The organism is Gottfriedia acidiceleris, assembly GCF_023115465.1.
In the GTDB taxonomy this organism is placed as follows: Bacteria; Bacillota; Bacilli; order Bacillales; family Bacillaceae_G; genus Gottfriedia; species Gottfriedia acidiceleris_B.
Genome location: NZ_CP096034.1, coordinates 793,665 through 811,523, shown reverse-complemented (window position 1 = coordinate 811,523; position 17,859 = coordinate 793,665). Strand labels below are relative to the sequence as shown.

Genomic DNA, 17,859 nt, shown 5'->3' with positions numbered 1-17,859 from the left:
TTCTTCCTCTCTATTGCTTCTTTTGTTTCCCTAAAATAAATACTGGCATTAACTTCTCATTTTCGTAAGCAAATGACAATGATGTAATTGGTATTTTCCCACTTGCAAAGAAACTCATATTCATTTGCGCCATTATATCATAACCTATGTTATTTCGAATGTCAGCAAGGATTAGTACATCTCCATGAGGAATTCCTACTAATAATTCACCTTTTACTTTTGATTGAATTTCTTTTATAAAAGTACTGTTTAGTACTCTACTCGCATCGTATCCATCATTTGTGCGTACAAAATAAAAAGTATTATCTGCAACAATATCTTCTTTTACTTGAACAGGCATTTTTCTTAAATTAAATAAAGCAATAGAATGGAGTTGTTCTTTTGTATACCCTGACTTTACTAATAATTTTTCATCGATAAGTTGATACGTTTTTTCTGAATCAATAGCATAGTAAATTCTAGTTTCTGCAGTATGCTCATCAGTTACAAATAAATTTCCTTCTTCCTTTTCAGACGGAAACGATGTAGCTCGAATAACTGGACGAATTTGTTCTTCAAGAAATATAGTTTCAGAGTGCATAGCAGAAAGTGCTTCTTTTATATAATAAATTAATTCATTAAATGCCTCTTCACCTTCAGCTTCATACTTTGCTACTGCACTATTTAAAGAGACACTCATCCCTTTATTACTTTCAATCCCTTCAATTCGAAGGTCTTCTTTTTCACGATCATAGATAAAACGCCAATCTTCATTCCCAAGACGGTTTTCTATCATTTTTTTTAAGTCTAGTGTTGTTTTTTTAGCCAATTGTTTTACCTACCTTATTAGCCTCTTAATCCTTCAAGAAACTCTTCTACTTGTTCTTTTGTTTTTCGATCCTTATTTACATAACGACCAATTTCTTTACCATTATTAAACGCTACAAAGCTTGGTATACCAAAGATATCTAGATTTTGGCATAACTCAATAAATTGGTCACGATCTACATAATAAAACGTAAAATCTTTATTTTCATCAATTATTTCTTGAAAAAACATATCTAAAAATCTGCAATCTGGGCACCAATCTGCTGAAAATTGGAAAACTATTTTTTCTCCTTGTTTCGCTTGTTCGAATTGTTCAACTGATGTAATTTTTTCCATTCTTTTTCCCTCGCTTAATTCATTTTCTTTTATTTTATCTTATTTTTATCGATATGCAAAAAGGACGCCTCTCAATTGTTTTCTTCTTTTCGTTTCTTGAATTCATATTGTCCAAATAGTAATTCACAAATATGTTCAAAGATATCGGTCCTACTAATTCGCCCATTTGTAAATACCCCTACTGCCCCTTCTTTACTACGTATATCTTTTTCATTTGTATATCTTTCCATTAATATTGAAAGCTCTGTACCATTTCTTAGCTCATTAATAAATTCGCTAGGTAATAAAATTTTTGCTCCACTTGCTAGTATTACCTCGTTTTCATACACAAGCGCTCCCCAGTTACAAAGAAAAAGCCGTTCGTTTTCTACAATGACCCCGCCTTCTAATCCAATACCGATTTCTGACTCACCTGCGACTCTAGCATTTTGCGCTCTATTTATAGCACCTTGCATAGTTTCTTGATCACTCAAAGGTTGATTCGAAACATTTGATGGAACATTTAGCCCTAAAATTGAAAAATGTTTAAATACATTTTCCACCGCTCCTACCTTAGTTGGATTAAGAGAACCAATCGTTATTTTCATTACAACTACTCCGTTCATTTGAAATTCAACTATTTAACTTCATTATTTTTTACGAATGTTTTATTACTCAAACAGAAAAGAAGCCCTTTTATAGGGCTCCCTAACTTAATAATTACGTAATGTTTCAACAGTTGTTTTATCAGTCGCTTTAACTAGCTTAACAAGTAATTCCTTTGCAGCTAAATAATCATCAACATGAATAATTGATGCCGAAGTGTGAATATAACGAGAGCAAATACCAATTACAGCAGAAGGTACGCCATCATTTGAAACATGTACTCGTCCAGCATCTGTTCCACCTTGTGAAACAAAATATTGGTAAGGAATTTTATTCGTTTCTGCAGTATCTAAAATAAATTCACGAATTCCTTTATGAGTAACCATCGTACGGTCTAAAATTCGTAATAAAACACCTTTACCTAATTGACCAAACTCGGATTTCGATCCTGACATATCATTAGCTGGGCTTGCATCTAGTGCGTAAAAGATATCAGGTTTAATCATATTTGCAGCTGTTTGTGCCCCTCTTAGTCCAACTTCTTCTTGAACAGTAGCACCTGAATATAAAATATTTGGTAACGTTTCGTTTTGAACTTCTTTTAATAATTCAATCGCAAGTCCACAACCATAACGGTTATCCCAAGCTTTTGCCATGATTTTTTTCTCATTAGCCATAGGAGTGAATGGACATACTGGTACAATTTGTTGACCAGGACGAACGCCAATTTTTAGTGCATCTTCTTTGTTATCTGCACCAATATCGATTAGCATATTTTTTATATCCATTGGTCTAGCTCTTAACTCATCGCTTAATAAATGCGGTGGAATTGAACCGATCACACCAATAACTGGTCCTTGTTCTGTCATTACTTGAACTCTTTGAGCAAGCAATACTTGGTTCCACCACCCACCAAGTGGTTGAAATCTTAACATCCCGTTTTCTGTAATTTGTGTAACCATGAAACCAACTTCATCCATATGACCTGCCACCATTACAGTAGGTCCATCTTCAGTTCCACGTTTAACTCCAAAAATACTTCCTAAACGATCTTGCACAATCTCATTTGTATATTTTTCAAGTTCTTTTCTCATGAAGTGACGCACTTCATGCTCAAATCCTGGTGCACCTTGTAATTCTGTTAAAAATTTAAAAAGCTGTAGAGTGTCTTGGTTCATAATTAAAGTTCCTCTCTGTACAAAACATATCTTCTTTTTTTTATTTTATCTAAAAATAACACATAATACCAATGCTAACCGTTGAAATGTTGCCCCGGTTTGACTAAGATAAGTAGTAGAATATTTTTTCAAGCGCATAATACATAAATAGAGGTGGTACAAATGAAACTTAAACGCGTCTTAATTGGCTTAGGTTTAGGTGTTGCTGGTGGACTATATTTACAAAAAAAATTATCTTCACAATATATTCCAGCAGAAAAAGCATTAAAAACAATTAAACCAGTATTTCTTTCATATGGTAATGTAACTGGAACTTGGATTCATTCAGAACCAAAGTGGGCAGATTTACCTGATTATGAAGGTGATGTTTATGAAGGTGGTTTTACAGTAGTAGAATCAGATAATGACACTACAAACTATTCATTCATCATTAATGCTGTAAATGGTGAGCTAATTTCTGCTCAAATTGTTTAACAACAATAGCCAAATTATTTGGAGCGTTCGATCGACTGTAATACTTGTCCTTCAGCGCTCCATTTTATTGCCCTAAATACATCGTCATGATAAAACGTAAACCAAGATATTTTTTGCAAACCAAAATTAACCCATTTTTCTTTTGCGTAAATAGATGTCATCGGGTAATCATCATATGCCATAACCCATAATGGTGACTGATGTGCATGTGTAGGCATTAAATCCCCCATATGCAATAATAGCTCATCTTCAGTTTCAATTTTTATAATACTGTGCCCATCGCTATGTCCACCTGTGTGAATAATTGTTATTTCATCTGTTAAAGAATATTCTTTTTCAAATGCAATTACTTGGTGCTGAATTGCTTCCCAATTTTCTTTCCAATATGTATTACTTGAACGAATATTCGGACTTCTCATTTCATCCCATTCAATTTGAGATGTAATAATTTTTGCATTCGAAAATACAGGTTTGAATTCACCATTTTCAAATTTAGTTAATCCACTTGCATGATCAAAATGCAAATGTGTCATAATGACATAATTAATATCGTCTAGTTTTAATCCGTGCATCGCTAATGACTCTTCTAACGCTGAATCCTCGGTAACGCCAAAATTTCTTTTTTGCTTCTCATTTAATTTATTAACACCAATGCCACTATCAATGATAATATTTAAACCATTTGTTTGAATAAATACTGGGTCAGTACGTAAAGGAATTTGGTTTTTGTCATTAACAATATATTTTTTTGACCAAAGCGCCTTTGGAACAACTCCAAACATTGCTCCACCATCTAAATGGGTATTTCCTCCAGTAAGCCAATGAATTGTACAAGTCCCAATTTTCAACTGTTCCATACTTATCCCCCTTCTTATTTACTTGCCTTAAATATTATACCACTTTTACAAATTTACTGAATATTTTAAGAGCAGGAATAGGTAAAAGAAAGGGAACAATAGTGAATACGAAATGAAAATTGTTTTAGATTGCCTAAATATATACATTCATATTAAAACTTGTGTGTTGTGCAAATTAAAAAAGACTATCCTGATAAATATATCACGATAGTCTTCTAGTTAAATTAGTTTCGATAAGCAGCTTCAACTCGGTAAATACGGTTACCTTTTGAAGAAAACTTCTCTTCGTATTCAGTCATAATATTTCCTTCAAAATCACTATTATGAAGATCTAGGCTTAAGAAATGCATTGTCATTCCGTAGTTCGCCATACTCATGATTGAAAACTCGAATAAATCTTGATTATCTGTTTTAAAATGAATTTCCCCATCATTTTTCAAGATTTGTTGATACATTTTTAAGAATGTTTTATATGTTAATCGACGCTTTTCATGACGAACCTTTGGCCATGGATCAGAAAAGTTTAAATATACTCGATCTATTTCTCCGTCCTCAAAGAAATCCGTTAATTTTTGAGCATCTACATTTAACAGCTTTAAGTTTGGAACTTCAGCTTCAATTAATTTATCTAATGCATCAGAAATTACACTTGTATATTTCTCAATGCCAATATAGTTAATATGAGGATTGGCTTTAGCCATACCGACCATAAAACGACCTCTACCCGTACCAACCTCGATATGAATTGGTTGATCATTTTGGAAAACTTCATTCCATTTCCCTTTTTGTTCTGACGGATTTGGAATTACATAATGAGCATTTTGTTTAACTTGATCTGCCGCACCTGGCTTATGTCTTAATCTCATAAGATTTTACTCCCTCTCGATTTTGCAATTTATAATTACTCAAAGAAAAAACCAAGCACGATGGCACTCGGTTATTCACGTATAGTATAAAATCATTTCTTGTAACACAAACTATTTCAAGTGTACTTAATAAAAAAAGGATGTGAATTTATGCCTTTAAATCATGAACATCAATTAACAATTTTACGAGATATTTTAATGAATCACCAATCTGACTGTTGTGGAACTATATCAGAATGTGAGCAATTAGAAAGACTTGTTCAATCCTTATTAACGAACGACCAAATAACAGATGATGTAAAAAGCATGTTAAATGACGTTTATTATTATAGTCAGTCTGGAAAGTATTCTGCTGATTTAGATCAGCACATTACAAACCACCAAAATCAACTCTCTCAATGGGTGACTGATTTCAATACTTATTCTTAATCTATATGACAATTTCCGAGGAAATTTTTATTTAATCTAATATCTTCTCTAGCAGGCTCTTCATTTTTTGAGTCTGCTTTTCATTTTCACGAAGAGTATACCATTTAATCCAAATGATTGTTTGAGCGACTACATACCAAGTCATTCGATTTAATAGGTCTTCCGTTAATTTTATTCCATAATTTCGAAGCCATTTGTCCCAATCGTTTTGTTCTACATAGGTGAATAAAAACATGCCCAAATCAAATGCTTTATCAGCAATAATTGCCTCATCCCAATCGATTAAATATAGATTATTTGTCTCAGTAAGTAACCAATTATGATGATTTAAATCACTATGACAAACGACTAAATCCTCTGAATCAAAAGATGGCATATTTTCCTCTAAATATTCGATACCTTTTACAATGATCTGACTTTGTGTAAACTCTTCAGTAAGATTACCTACAATAGTTTGTAGTAAATCCTGAGGTTCTAAAGGATTGATCCCGAGCTTCGTTAACATATATAACAATTCTTTGGAGGAATGGATACGATATAAAAATTGCGCAACCCCTTTCACAGAGAGCTCATAAGGTTCTAAACTACGTGCAATCACCCACTCTTGAGCAGTAAGTACATCACCATTTTCTAGTCTTCTAGTCCAAACTAATTTTGGAACAAAGCCAGCTGCTGATAAAACTGCTAAAAAAGGAGAAGAATTTCGTTTTAGAAATAATCTCTTATCATTATTTTCTGCTATATACGCTTCACCAGTAAAGCCACCGGCTGGCGAGATTGTCCATTCTTTTCCGAGTATTTCTTGTATATGATTATCCATTGTTCTTCCGTTCCTTGTTGTTATCTATGTTTGTATTTAAAATTATTTTATTACAAAAAGAAAGATAGCCTATTACAATCAGCTGTAATAAGCCATCTTTTACAAGTTTACATTGTTTAATTAGAATCTGCAAGTAGTTGCTAGTATTTTACTAATACAACAGTCGAAAGTGATGGCATTGGTAATTTATTACAATCCACTTTCATCCCTTTATTAACATAATGATTATGACCATCCCATATATATTCCCAATTGTCTTCTTCATTTCCTAAATCAATATAAATATCACTTAGGCCATTATGAAATAACACCATTATCTCTTTAACTTGATCGATTTCTTCTAATCCGCTTATTCGATACCCAATTAAATCTCGATGAATCTTGACTGGCGTTACATACTTTTCTATTTCTTCTTTTAAAGAAAAACGGAAACTATTAAAGCGCTTTCGAATTGCGATAAAATATTTAACAATTTCAATCGATGACGCTTCACGTTCTGCTTTTGCCCAATCAATACTATTGATTGTATCGCCTGAATTATAACTGTTTTCGATCCCCTTTTTTGTTCGAAAAAACTCCTGGCCACTATGAAGAAACGGTACACCAAACGAAAATAATACAATACTTGTTCCAAGTAAATGCCTTTTCTTAAGTATTTCCTCATGCTCTTTCTGATTGGAAAGCTTTAATCTGTCCCACATAGTATGATTATCATGTGATTCAACATAATTGATCGATTGATATGGCTCTTTAAATAAATTTACTTGTTTATTAATCCCAACGCTTCCTAAAAGTAAATCGGACAAGTAATCATTATGAATATTATTGCCCTGTATAAACCCTATTTCTTGAAATGAAAAAGTACTTCCTTTTATTCCATCGCGAAATTTATCATTAAAAAATCCAACCATTGATAATTGATGACTTTGGTTTATTGTTGCTTTTCGAGAAGATGGATTTAATGCTGTATTTAAATCCCAACCTTCTCCAAAAATGATTATTTCTGGTTTTAAGATTGTCAGTTCAGTTACAATTTCATTCATTGTATCCGTATCCAATATTCCCATTAAATCAAATCTAAACCCATCAATGTCATATTCTTTAGTCCAATATTTTATTGATTGTAGAATAAAACGTCTAGCCATCAATCTTTCAGAGGCAAAATCATTTCCTACTCCTGTTCCATTCGATGGTAAACCACGTTCATCTTGTCTAAAATAATATCCTGGTACAATTTTTTCGAATTGGCTAGTTTGTAATTCATACACATGATTGTAAACAACATCCATAATAATCCGTAAACCATGTTCATGATAAACTGAAATAAGTTTCTTTAATTCATTTATTCTTTCGATTGGTTCATCCGGTTTTAAACTATAACTACCTTCTGGTGCATTAAAATTCAAAGGATTATAGCCCCAATTATAGCTTTGGAAAGGGTTATTTTCATCTATTCCTTCAAAATCAAAAAATGGTAATAATTCAATATGTGTAACTCCTAGTTTGCATAGATAATCCAAACCTGTTGAAAAACCATTGTACACCGTATTTTTTTCATAAAATCCTTGAAAAGACCCCTTTTTTTGAATCCCACTTAGTGGATGTGAGGTAAAATCTCGAATACTGGCTTCGTAAATAATACAATCAGTATACTTACTTGGTGGTGTACTATTTACTTTACTAACTTTGCTACTCTTCGATAAATCGATAACTACACTATGTTTACCATTTACAGTAACTGCTTTTGCATAAGGATCGACCGCTTCTCGCCAAATCAGATTCACACATACTAAAAAATTATAAACTAATCCGTCACAATCAAGATCGATGACTGTTTTCCATGTCCCTCTTCCATCTCTATCCATAGACATTTCAGTAAACTTTTCTTCTTCACCATATTCTTCATAAATTCTTAACTTAACCTTTGAAGCAGTAGGTGCCCATAATTTAAATTGTGTAGATTTACGTGTGTAAACCGCACCTAAATCCTCTCCATCATAAGCATATTTTTCATCAAAATCCTTCGAACGAATAACTCCACCTACTTGTAAATCTGTGCGAATACCAAATTCATCTTCAATCTCATACTTTTTTTCTAACAAAAGAACTTCAGTAGTTAAAACAGTATATTTAAAAAATCTTTCAAACTCTATTCGAGATACAACAGGAAGCCTAGTTTTCCGACCATCCTCTTCAATTAGTTCAAAATATGAATGCACTGTATGTTTGTTCGATTTGGGAATAATCATTGTTATTTCTTGAAATCCATCTATATAAGCTTCAAAAGCTCTTTTAATATGAAACAACGCTATTCACCATCCAGACTATAAATTTAAAACTTTTACATAAAAACTACGCATTTTCGTTATTTATTAAATCGATATGATTAGTATATTCACAAATAGTTAAAATGGATTCAAAACAAACATGATGTTAACATTCTGCTTTCATGCTTCTTCTGAAAATATTCGTTAGTTTCTTCAAATATTTCTTATATTTCATCAATTTGTTCAAGATTTCAAATATTATTTTTTACTTTAATGAAATGGATTCAGCAATATGGTAACTTGGTTTTTGAGAAGGTTGAATCTTATATAAAATGACTTCATTCACTTTAAACTTTAAAGGTTCTTCTTCCCAACTAAGTGGGATTTCAAAGTCTTTATCGAACCTATCATTATATTTCTTTGCGATTGTAATATGCGGATTATATGGTCGTTTATCAATTGAAAAACCGCTTTCTTCACATATCTTACTAATTCTATTTTGTAACTCCAATAATTCAACACTATTCTCTATACCAAACCACCATACACGTGGCTGTCTTGTACTTCCAAAAATACCTAACTGGTGTATCGACAAATTAAAACTTTTAAAATCGTTAAGCTCATTTTTTAGTTGATCCATAAGCTCTACACTTTTTGTATATGTAACTGGACCTAAAAATGATAAAGTAATATGAAAATCATCTTTAAAAGTCCATTTCTTTAAAGGTAATTTTGTATACCATCTTTTTGAATAATCATCTAAAATTTCTTTTATTTGTATTGGCAAAGGAACAGCAAGAAAATAATGTTCACTCAAATTAGGCAATCTCCTTTTTATCCTTAATATTAGAATCCTTTTTTAAGTATTGCATGATTCCAACCGCAACTATACTAAGAGAACCAAATAAAATATAAATGGCTTTAATTGAAAATGCCTCTGATATAAATCCACTTATGAAAGTACAGAACCATTCGCCCAACCCTAAGCCTAAACCAGAATAAATTGTAATAGCCGTTGCTTTTAAAGAATCCGGTGCCTGATCTCTTACAAACTGGAGAGCTGCTGGAATAAATAACCCAACCGATAGTCCTTGTGTAAGACAAGATAAAAAAAGTATCGAAATCGGAGGATTTGTAAAATAAAAATACCATCTTAAAGCCGATACTAAAGCGGTTGCAATTAATATATTATATATCCCAAAACGATTAATTAATCTCTTGGCTACTTGCAAAAATGGTGCCTCACTACCTGCAGAAATTAGAAATGCAATACCAACACCTGTTAATGTTCCACCTAAAGATTGAATATATAAACCGAAGTAAGTATTATTTGCACTAATTGGTCCAAAAACTAAAAAGGCACAAATTAAAAATAATAAAAATCTTTTATTAGATAGCAAAATCGGGACTCCTTTTAAGATCGGCTCCCTTTTACTAATTGTTGTAGCGTTAGGAATAAAAATTGAAATACCTAAGCCGACAAGAATACAAAAAGCAAATACGAAAAATATAATGACTAAACCGAAAACTTCAGCTAATCTTCCCGAAACTAATACAGCTAATGCAAAACCAATTGAGCCATATAATCGTATAGCTCCGTAATTCCCACCAATTTTTTGGACATAATTCAGTGCAATACTATCTGAAAGAGGGATTAAAGCACTTTGTGTCATCGATAACATGATGACAACAAATAAAAGCATGCCATACGAAGTGATTGTGGAATAGAAAAGTGCAATTATTATTGTGGAGATTTGCGCTATAAGCAACATTTTTTTAGGATTAAGCGTCATATCACTAACCATTCCCCATAGAGGCTGTGAAAAAATAGCAACGATTGGTGTTAGAGACATTAATATTCCAATTTGTGAAGTTGATAAATCCAACACATTTTTAAAGTAAGAAGAAAGTAAAGGTCCTAATGATCCTATTGCAAAAAATAAACAAAAATAATAGCCCTTAAAAATAAGTAAGATGCTATTTTTACGTGCTTGTAATGTGTTCAAAATTATTCTCAACTCCTAAAAAAAATACATAAAAAAGGGGAGGAAATTTTCTCCCCCTTACTGACGAAAAACGCTCGTTTTAACCTTATTGTCTCAAAATATCGAGTCGTTTAATCAGTCTAAAACTATATTACTTAACTAATTCAGCAATCGACTGTGCATAAATTGCAATTGCTTTTAATAGATCATCAATTTCAGCATATTCGTCTTTTTGGTGAGCTACTTCTGGTTTCCCTAGGAATAATGGTCCAAAAGCTACTCCTGCACTTAGTGAACGAGCGTATGTGCCACCACCGATTGTTAACAATGTTGCTTCCTCACCCGTTTGCTCTTCATATACTTTTTGTAAAGTTTGAATTAATGGGTGATCTTTTGGTACATGGTGAGGCTTAGAATTTTTAATTTCATTAAATTCAAAGCTATATTTATTTCCACGTTCAGTAAGTGTTGAAATAACAAAGTCAATATCAGTTGTTACTGGATAACGTAAAGTTAACCCAAATGAACCACCATTATTTTCTTCGTATTGCATAATTCCTAAATTAATTGTTAAATCTCCAGTAATATCATCATTAAACGCAACGCCCATGTTTTTACCACGAGAGTCACCTTTAAAGTTTTCAACGATAAACTTTAAGAATCGATCAGCATTAACATTAAATTCAAATTGATTTAAAAAGCTAGCTAATGCAATACCTGCATTCTTACCTTTATCAGGTTCCATTCCATGAACCGAAACGCCTTCTACTGCTAAAACTTGGTGTCCATTTTCTTGAGAAACTTGAGCTTTACATCCTAGCTCACTAATATGTTTTGTAAATGCTTCTTGATCAAAGTTTGGTCCTGAAACGATCGCTTTTGCATAATCGGGTACCATATTTACTCTTCTACCTGAAGAAAATGAAACTAATTTATATTCACTCTCGTTGTCTTCATTTAACTGCATTTGTTTGAAATTAATATCTAATATACCCTTTTCAGCGTAAATAATTGGGAAATCTGCATCAGGTGCAAAGCCCATTGTAGGCATTTCTTCTTTTTCAAAGTAGTGATCAACACAACGCCATTGGCTTTCTTCATCTGTTCCAAGAATCATACGAACACGTTTATTAATTGGTAAACCTAATTCTTTAACAATCTTCATTGCATAATAAGCAGCCATTGTAGGTCCCTTATCATCAATTGCGCCTCGTGCATAAATATTGCCATCTTTAATAATTGCATCAAATGGATCATGAGACCATCCATCTCCAGCAGGTACAACATCTAAGTGGCAAAGAATTCCTACTAGTTCTTCGCCGCTTCCCATTTCTAAGTGGCCAGCATATCCATCAACATTTTTAGGAATAAACCCGTCTTTTTCACCTAAATTTAACATGTATGTAAGTGCTTCATTAATACCTTTACCCATAGGTGCTTCTTTTGTAATTGTCGCTTCATCATAAACGCTTTCAATATTAAGAAGTTCAATCGTTTGCTTTAAATAATCTTCTTTACGTTTTAAAACTTCTTCCATCCAATTAATTTGTGTCATAGAAATACCTCCTTTAATATAAATAGTTTATCATCTTTTAAAATTTAAACATAATTTATTCATAAATGGAACGAAAAAAGAAGGAATATGACATTCTTTGTAGAATATATTACCTTAAACTTGCAAAATGATTACGTTTGCGCAAATTTTCATTAAATTTTTGTATTATTTTCATAAATTTCGTTATGAAACTACTGAAAAAGAGTAAAATGAAAATATAAGCTTAACTAGTAAAATACTTAACTAACCTGTTATGAAACAATGCGGTAGGTAAAGGAGTGGTTTTTTGAATTCTGGAACTTCTCGAATGCTGACTCGAATTAAAGCCATTTACATGTACATTAGTGAAAATGGCACCGTTTCTACAAAAGACCTAGTGGAGGAGTTTGGTATTACACCTAGAACAATCCAACGTGATTTAAACATTTTAGAGTTTAATAATCTAGTTTATAGTCCAAGTAGGGGAAAATGGGCCGTAACAGGGAAAAAAGTAAAAGCTTCTTCGTAAAACGAAAAACAAAAACCTATGATTGTCTTGTCTGACGTCTAATCAAGGGTTTTTGTTTTTCTTTTGGCTCTCTATTAATAATCTATTAGTGATATCCGATTAAACTTTAAGTTTACATTTTGATTCATCTAACCCTATTTATACTTAACACTTATTTACTTCGTTAACTGATTTTAATAGGTCAATCTCTTCATCAGTCAATTCTCGATATTCACCTAACTCTAAATTTTCATCTAACTTTAAAGGACCCATCTCAAGTCTTTTTAAGTAAGTAACTTTCTTTCCTACTGCTTCAAACATTCTTTTAACTTGATGGAATTTACCTTCCATTATAACTAATTCAATCTCAGATTCTTCTCCCGATTTAAGAATTGTTAAATAGCCAGGTTTTGTTAAATATCCATCCTCTAGTGTTACGCCTTTTTCAAATGCTTTAATGTCAGATTCAGTTACTACTCCATCAATCGTTGCATAATATTTCTTTGGTACGTGTTTTTTAGGAGAAAGTAATTGATGTGCTAAATGACCATCATTCGTAATTAATAACAATCCTTCCGTATCTTTATCTAAACGCCCAACTGGAAATGGCTCGAAAATGATATCCTCATATTCTAATAATCCGATTACAGTTTCATGCTCAGAATCTTCTGTAGCAGATATTACACCTGGTGGTTTGTTCATCATTAAATAAACAAACTCTTTATACTCTACTACTTCACCATTTACCGTTACAACTTGCTGTTCAATATCTACATGCTCTTTTGGGCTTTTTACAATATGATCTCCAACTTTGACAACACCTTGTTTTAGTAGAGACTTTACTTCTTTTCTACTGCCATATCCCATATTGGCTAAAATTTTATCAATTCTCATTAATTAGCACCTTTTCTTTCTAAAATAAAAGTTTAAGAAAACTCGCCGATTAGCGAGTTTTTTAGCGAAGCTAGAGGCGTAGTCGCGTTAATTCTTGAAATTGCCTTCTACGCCGTTTTTCTTCTCCGCTGTCAATTTATACACTCTTAATGTGTAAAAAAAGGTGAACCATTACAAAAGAAGGTTCACCATATATTTTTATCCTCTTTTTCCAAACTTAAAACGATTCTTTAAACGAGCTCCTAAAATCACTTCAAATAAGTTTAATTTGTATGCAACACCTAAGTAAACAATAGCCCCTACAATTGCTCCAATGATGATAAGGAACATTGAAATCATTCGACCATCTTTATAAGTCCACCAGAATCCTAATACGTATTCTACAGCATAAACCGCTCCGGCCATTAAGCCAGATAAGATAATCATAAAGATAATCCTTCTAAACACTTTATTGAAAGAGAACTGCGCATTTTTACGGATATAATAGAAATTGTATACGATTGAAAATAAATAGCCTAATGCAGTCGCTGATACCGCGCCATATGTTTTAAATATATGAATTAATGGTACATTTAATATTATTTTTAATATTACTCCGCCTATTAAACCAATAATCGCATATTTTTGTTTATCTAAACCTTGTAAAATGGCTACATTTACTGTGAAAAGTGAATACAATAAAGCTACTGGAGCATAAAAACCTAATATACTTCCACCAAGTGTACTTTTTTGATAAAAAGCACTATAAATCGGTTCTGCCAAAACTGATATACCTACTACTGCAGGAAGTGTTAGGAAAAATACAACCTGGTAGGTTTGGGTAATTTGACTTTGTAGCTTTTTATGATTTTTATTTACGAATGCTTCAGTTATAGCGGGAACAAGTGTTAAACCAAATGCCGTTGCTAATGATACTGGAATCATTACTAGCTTGTGACTTGTGTATGAAAACATTACATAAGTATTCTCTGCAATATCTTTTAATCCAATTGCTTCCATTGCTCGATTGTAAGTAAACTGATCCACCAATTGATATAACGGGATAGCAAGTCCAACAAACACATACGGAATTGAATAAGAAAATAATTCTTTGAACATTTCTATTTTAGTAGGATAGATCAATCCTTTTGATTTTGGAAGAAGTTCATCTAAATGAACTTTTCGCTTTCTCCAATACCATAGTAAGTTTAAAATACCACCTACAGCACCAATTGTAGCTGCAAACGTTGATAACCCTACTGCTTGAGTAATTGTTCCACCCATAACTTTTAGAATGATATAACTTCCAACTAATGTAAATACAATACGTACAATTTGTTCAATTAGCTGTGAAACAGTAGTTGGACCTGTTGATTGATGCCCCTGAAAAAAACCTCTATACAAACTTTGAGAAGGTACTAATATTAATGCAGTACTTACTATTCGCATAACTGTAACTACATCTTCTACACTATTACCTTTTGTATCCTTTGGAATCATAAGAGGTGCGATATAAGGTGCAATGATATATAACGTTAAAAATGAAAAAATACCCGTACAAATTAGAAGTAACTGACTTGCATGAAAAAGCCTTCTACTTGTTTCATATTCTTCAATAGCATTGTACTTCGAAACGAACTTTGCTACAGCTAACGGTACACCTGCAGTAGCTATACTGATGAACAATGTATATGGAACGTAACCATAATTATATAATGCAGACCCTTTTGAACCAACTAACGCATAAAAAGGGAATGTATAAATCATTCCTAGAAATTTTATTAAAAATGTACCAGCAGTTAATATGAAGGTACCTCGTAGCAATTTTGAATCTGACATAAACTGCCTCCTACCAATTCTCGATCAAACTAACTAATCTATCTTACCATATCATATAAAAAGAAAAAATTAAAAAATGATAAGAAGTTGGAGCTTACTTGAAATAATGGTAAACTTACTAAAAGAAATTTGTAACGAAAGTAGTGAAATAATGGTTTATGACGTGATTGTAATTGGTGGCGGAACTTCTGGCCTGATGGCTGCAATTAGCGCTGCTGAAAACAAAGCTAAAGTACTTTTACTTGAAAAAGGAACTAAATTAGGACAAAAACTCCTTATATCAGGTGGTGGTCGTTGTAACGTAACAAATCGCTTACCTATAGAGGAAGTTATTAAACATATACCTGGAAATGGCCGATTTTTATATAGCGCATTCTCCATCTATAATAACGAGGATATCATACGGTTTTTTGAAAACATGGGAGTCGCATTAAAAGAAGAGGATCACGGGAGAATGTTTCCTGTATCAAATGACTCAAAATCAGTATTAAATGCATTAATGCAAAAACTAAAAAAACATCATGTAGATATTCAGACCAATAGATCTGTTAAAGACGTACTCTATGAAGATGGAAAAGTAGTAGGAATCCTATTGGATGACCGAACAGTCATTCACTCAAAAAGTGTTGTCCTTGCGGTAGGTGGTAAATCTGTTCCGCACACAGGTTCGACAGGTGACGGATATGCTTGGGCAAAAAAAGCTGGTCATACAATAACTGAACTCTTTCCTACAGAAGTACCTATCACTTCAAGTGAAGATTTTATTCAAAATAAATCATTACAAGGCCTTGCTTTAAGAGACGTAGAATTAAGTGTATTAAATCCAAAAGGTAAAAAAGTGATAGCCCATAAAATGGACATGCTCTTTACTCATTTTGGAATTTCAGGCCCTGCCGCACTACGTTGTAGCCAATTTGTCTATAAAGTACAACAGAAGTTTAAAACAAAAAATGTTACGATGGCGATTGATTGTTTCCCCGAGCAAAATGAGGAATCACTATTCCAAGACGTAAACAGTATGCTAAAAGAAGAACCTAAAAAAGCGATTAAGAACGTTCTAAAAGGTTATGTACCTGAAAGATATTTACTATTTTTGCTTTCAAAATGTGGAATTGAAGAGGCGACTCCTTGTAATGAAATTGCTACTATGAAATTAAGAGAGCTTGTCCGATTATTTAAAGGTTTTTCATTTGTAGTAAACGGAACTCTTTCAATTGAAAAAGCATTCGTGACAGGCGGTGGTGTCTCAACAAAGGAAGTTCATCCAAAAGAAATGTCTTCTAAAATCATGAATGGTCTTTATTTTTGTGGAGAAATATTAGATATTCACGGTTACACTGGTGGCTATAACATAACCGCAGCTTTGGTAACTGGTAGATTAGCAGGAGCATCAGCTGCAGAATACTCTCAAACGAATTTTTAAGAAATAAACAAAGGACCGAACGAATTTATTTTTTCGCTAGGTCCTATAATCTTTACATATAGAAAAGCATAAGGATTGATTCTTAAGCAACTTTATAAAAGTTAACCTGTTATTCCCCAAGCTTATTGCCATAGTTGTATTCGAAAAACAATCAAACTGATTTTCTAGTTTTAACTTATGCTTTTCGCTTATTTTATTTTTCTTTGGCACAAATCCACCGTCCCTAATTTAAAGGTCAAAGGCGAGCGTTCGATTGTTCGTGTTGCAAGTTCACTAATAAATAGAATCGTCCATCCTCTTCAACATACCCTTCTGCCAATTGGAAAGATTGTTTTAAGTCTTTAAAGTAAAACTTTCCAATTAAATACTTTGAAGAATACAACTCCATATGCCCATCTTTAAATTTACCAATTATCTTATCGGTAATATCAATTTTTAATGTTTTAGGCAAATCAACCCCCTCCTTTCTAACAAGCAAAGCCTCAATGAAAAAATATATGAGGTTCTACTTTAATATATGTCACAACTCCCTGGTTAATATTCCTTATGGCAAAAAACATTAGCCTAAATTAAACCGTCTAAATCAAAAAAATCCAACAAAAACGTTGGATTTCAGTAGGTAGACAAAATATTGATACAGATAAATTTTTTTATTTGATCTCGCCTTCCCAGGCCATCATTCCACCTTCCATGTTGATCGCCTTATAGCCTAGCTCATTTAAATACTCACAAACATTCTCACTACGAACGCCTGCCTTACAAATAAAAATGTATTCAAATTCTTTATTAAAAACATCTAATTTGCTAGGAATTTGCCCCATTGGAATATGAACTGCTTCTGGAATTTTTCCATACTCAACCTCATAGTCTTCTCGTACATCTACTAAAAATAGCGTTTCTCCTGACTCTAAACGCTCTTTAACTTCATTTGCAGAAATTGTCTTCATCATTGCTCATCCTTTCTTTATAGGAACATCTTAACAACTAATTATTTTCTATGCAAAAAGTAAGTTTAATTCTTTCCCACTTGAGGGGGAGGATGAGTTTATAAGAAAGCAAACACAAGAAATGAACAAAG

General features: G+C 32.6%; 19 protein-coding genes. 4 read left to right on the top strand and 15 right to left on the bottom strand.

Annotated features, from left to right (window positions below; genetic code table 11):
- Positions 1-10: 10 nt before the first annotated feature.
- From MY490_RS03845 to MY490_RS03830, 4 genes are all read right to left on the bottom strand, one after another.
- Complete coding sequence (locus MY490_RS03845; protein ID WP_248269315.1) at positions 11-775, bottom strand: DUF1444 family protein; 765 nt, start codon at positions 773-775, stop codon at positions 11-13.
- Positions 776-825: 50 nt separating this feature from the next.
- Positions 826-1,143, bottom strand: coding sequence for a thioredoxin family protein (locus MY490_RS03840; RefSeq protein WP_248268053.1), 318 nt, complete (start codon positions 1,141-1,143; stop codon positions 826-828).
- A gap of 71 nt (positions 1,144-1,214) precedes the next feature.
- Entirely contained in the window at positions 1,215-1,730 is a 516-nt protein-coding gene (locus tag MY490_RS03835; protein ID WP_248268052.1) for a DUF84 family protein, read from the bottom strand.
- Between the two features lie 105 nt (positions 1,731-1,835).
- The gene (locus tag MY490_RS03830; protein WP_248268051.1) at positions 1,836-2,906 is read right to left on the bottom strand and encodes a M42 family metallopeptidase; all 1,071 of its coding nucleotides are present in this window, start codon (positions 2,904-2,906) and stop codon (positions 1,836-1,838) included.
- Between the two features lie 162 nt (positions 2,907-3,068).
- Here MY490_RS03830 and MY490_RS03825 point away from each other — a divergent pair, with 162 nt between their 5' ends.
- On the top strand, positions 3,069-3,380 hold the full coding sequence (locus tag MY490_RS03825; protein ID WP_056473349.1) for a PepSY domain-containing protein: 312 nt from the start codon (positions 3,069-3,071) through the stop codon (positions 3,378-3,380).
- Positions 3,381-3,394: 14 nt separating this feature from the next.
- On the opposite strand, the gene MY490_RS03820 is transcribed toward MY490_RS03825, so the two are convergent.
- Entirely contained in the window at positions 3,395-4,237 is an 843-nt protein-coding gene (locus MY490_RS03820) for a YtnP family quorum-quenching lactonase (RefSeq protein WP_248268050.1), read from the bottom strand.
- Positions 4,238-4,461: 224 nt separating this feature from the next.
- Positions 4,462-5,103 (bottom strand): tRNA (guanosine(46)-N7)-methyltransferase TrmB, encoded by a 642-nt coding sequence (gene trmB, locus MY490_RS03815; RefSeq protein ID WP_248268049.1) that lies wholly within the window; start codon positions 5,101-5,103, stop codon positions 4,462-4,464.
- Between the two features lie 150 nt (positions 5,104-5,253).
- On the opposite strand from trmB, the gene MY490_RS03810 reads away from it, so the two are divergent.
- Positions 5,254-5,532, top strand: a complete 279-nt coding sequence (locus tag MY490_RS03810; protein ID WP_056473344.1) for a YtzH-like family protein — start codon at positions 5,254-5,256, stop codon at positions 5,530-5,532.
- A 31-nt stretch (positions 5,533-5,563) separates the two neighbouring features.
- Here the strand turns inward: MY490_RS03810 and MY490_RS03805 are convergent, their stop codons facing one another.
- From MY490_RS03805 to pepV, 5 genes are all read right to left on the bottom strand, one after another.
- The gene (locus tag MY490_RS03805) at positions 5,564-6,352 is read right to left on the bottom strand and encodes a phosphotransferase family protein (RefSeq protein ID WP_248268048.1); all 789 of its coding nucleotides are present in this window, start codon (positions 6,350-6,352) and stop codon (positions 5,564-5,566) included.
- A gap of 140 nt (positions 6,353-6,492) precedes the next feature.
- Positions 6,493-8,658, bottom strand: a complete 2,166-nt coding sequence (gene pulA / locus MY490_RS03800) for a type I pullulanase (RefSeq protein ID WP_248268047.1) — start codon at positions 8,656-8,658, stop codon at positions 6,493-6,495.
- 226 nt (positions 8,659-8,884) lie between these two features.
- Positions 8,885-9,436, bottom strand: a complete 552-nt coding sequence (gene thpR / locus MY490_RS03795; RefSeq protein WP_248268046.1) for an RNA 2',3'-cyclic phosphodiesterase — start codon at positions 9,434-9,436, stop codon at positions 8,885-8,887.
- A 1-nt stretch (position 9,437) separates the two neighbouring features.
- A complete protein-coding gene (locus MY490_RS03790; protein ID WP_248268045.1) occupies positions 9,438-10,625 on the bottom strand; it encodes an MFS transporter in 1,188 nt (395 codons plus the stop codon).
- Positions 10,626-10,755: 130 nt separating this feature from the next.
- Complete coding sequence (pepV, locus tag MY490_RS03785; RefSeq protein ID WP_248268044.1) at positions 10,756-12,159, bottom strand: dipeptidase PepV; 1,404 nt, start codon at positions 12,157-12,159, stop codon at positions 10,756-10,758.
- A 307-nt stretch (positions 12,160-12,466) separates the two neighbouring features.
- Between pepV and MY490_RS03780 the strand changes: the two genes are divergently transcribed.
- Positions 12,467-12,667 carry a DeoR family transcriptional regulator gene (locus MY490_RS03780; protein ID WP_056473526.1) on the top strand — a complete coding sequence of 67 codons (201 nt, stop codon included), beginning with the start codon at positions 12,467-12,469 and terminating at the stop codon, positions 12,665-12,667.
- A gap of 144 nt (positions 12,668-12,811) precedes the next feature.
- Here MY490_RS03780 and MY490_RS03775 read toward each other — a convergent pair whose 3' ends face one another.
- Both MY490_RS03775 and MY490_RS03770 read right to left on the bottom strand, forming a co-directional pair.
- A complete protein-coding gene (locus MY490_RS03775; RefSeq protein WP_248268043.1) occupies positions 12,812-13,540 on the bottom strand; it encodes a pseudouridine synthase in 729 nt (242 codons plus the stop codon).
- A 198-nt stretch (positions 13,541-13,738) separates the two neighbouring features.
- Positions 13,739-15,358: a putative polysaccharide biosynthesis protein gene (locus MY490_RS03770; RefSeq protein ID WP_248268042.1), complete on the bottom strand. Its 1,620-nt coding sequence runs from the start codon at positions 15,356-15,358 to the stop codon at positions 13,739-13,741.
- Between the two features lie 151 nt (positions 15,359-15,509).
- Here MY490_RS03770 and MY490_RS03765 point away from each other — a divergent pair, with 151 nt between their 5' ends.
- Positions 15,510-16,781, top strand: coding sequence for a BaiN/RdsA family NAD(P)/FAD-dependent oxidoreductase (locus MY490_RS03765; protein ID WP_248269314.1), 1,272 nt, complete (start codon positions 15,510-15,512; stop codon positions 16,779-16,781).
- Between the two features lie 235 nt (positions 16,782-17,016).
- Here MY490_RS03765 and MY490_RS03760 read toward each other — a convergent pair whose 3' ends face one another.
- Together MY490_RS03760 and MY490_RS03755 are read right to left on the bottom strand one after the other, a co-directional pair.
- Entirely contained in the window at positions 17,017-17,232 is a 216-nt protein-coding gene (locus MY490_RS03760) for a DUF2553 family protein (RefSeq protein WP_181869228.1), read from the bottom strand.
- 199 nt (positions 17,233-17,431) lie between these two features.
- A complete protein-coding gene (locus MY490_RS03755; protein ID WP_248268041.1) occupies positions 17,432-17,731 on the bottom strand; it encodes a rhodanese-like domain-containing protein in 300 nt (99 codons plus the stop codon).
- Positions 17,732-17,859: the final 128 nt, after the last annotated feature.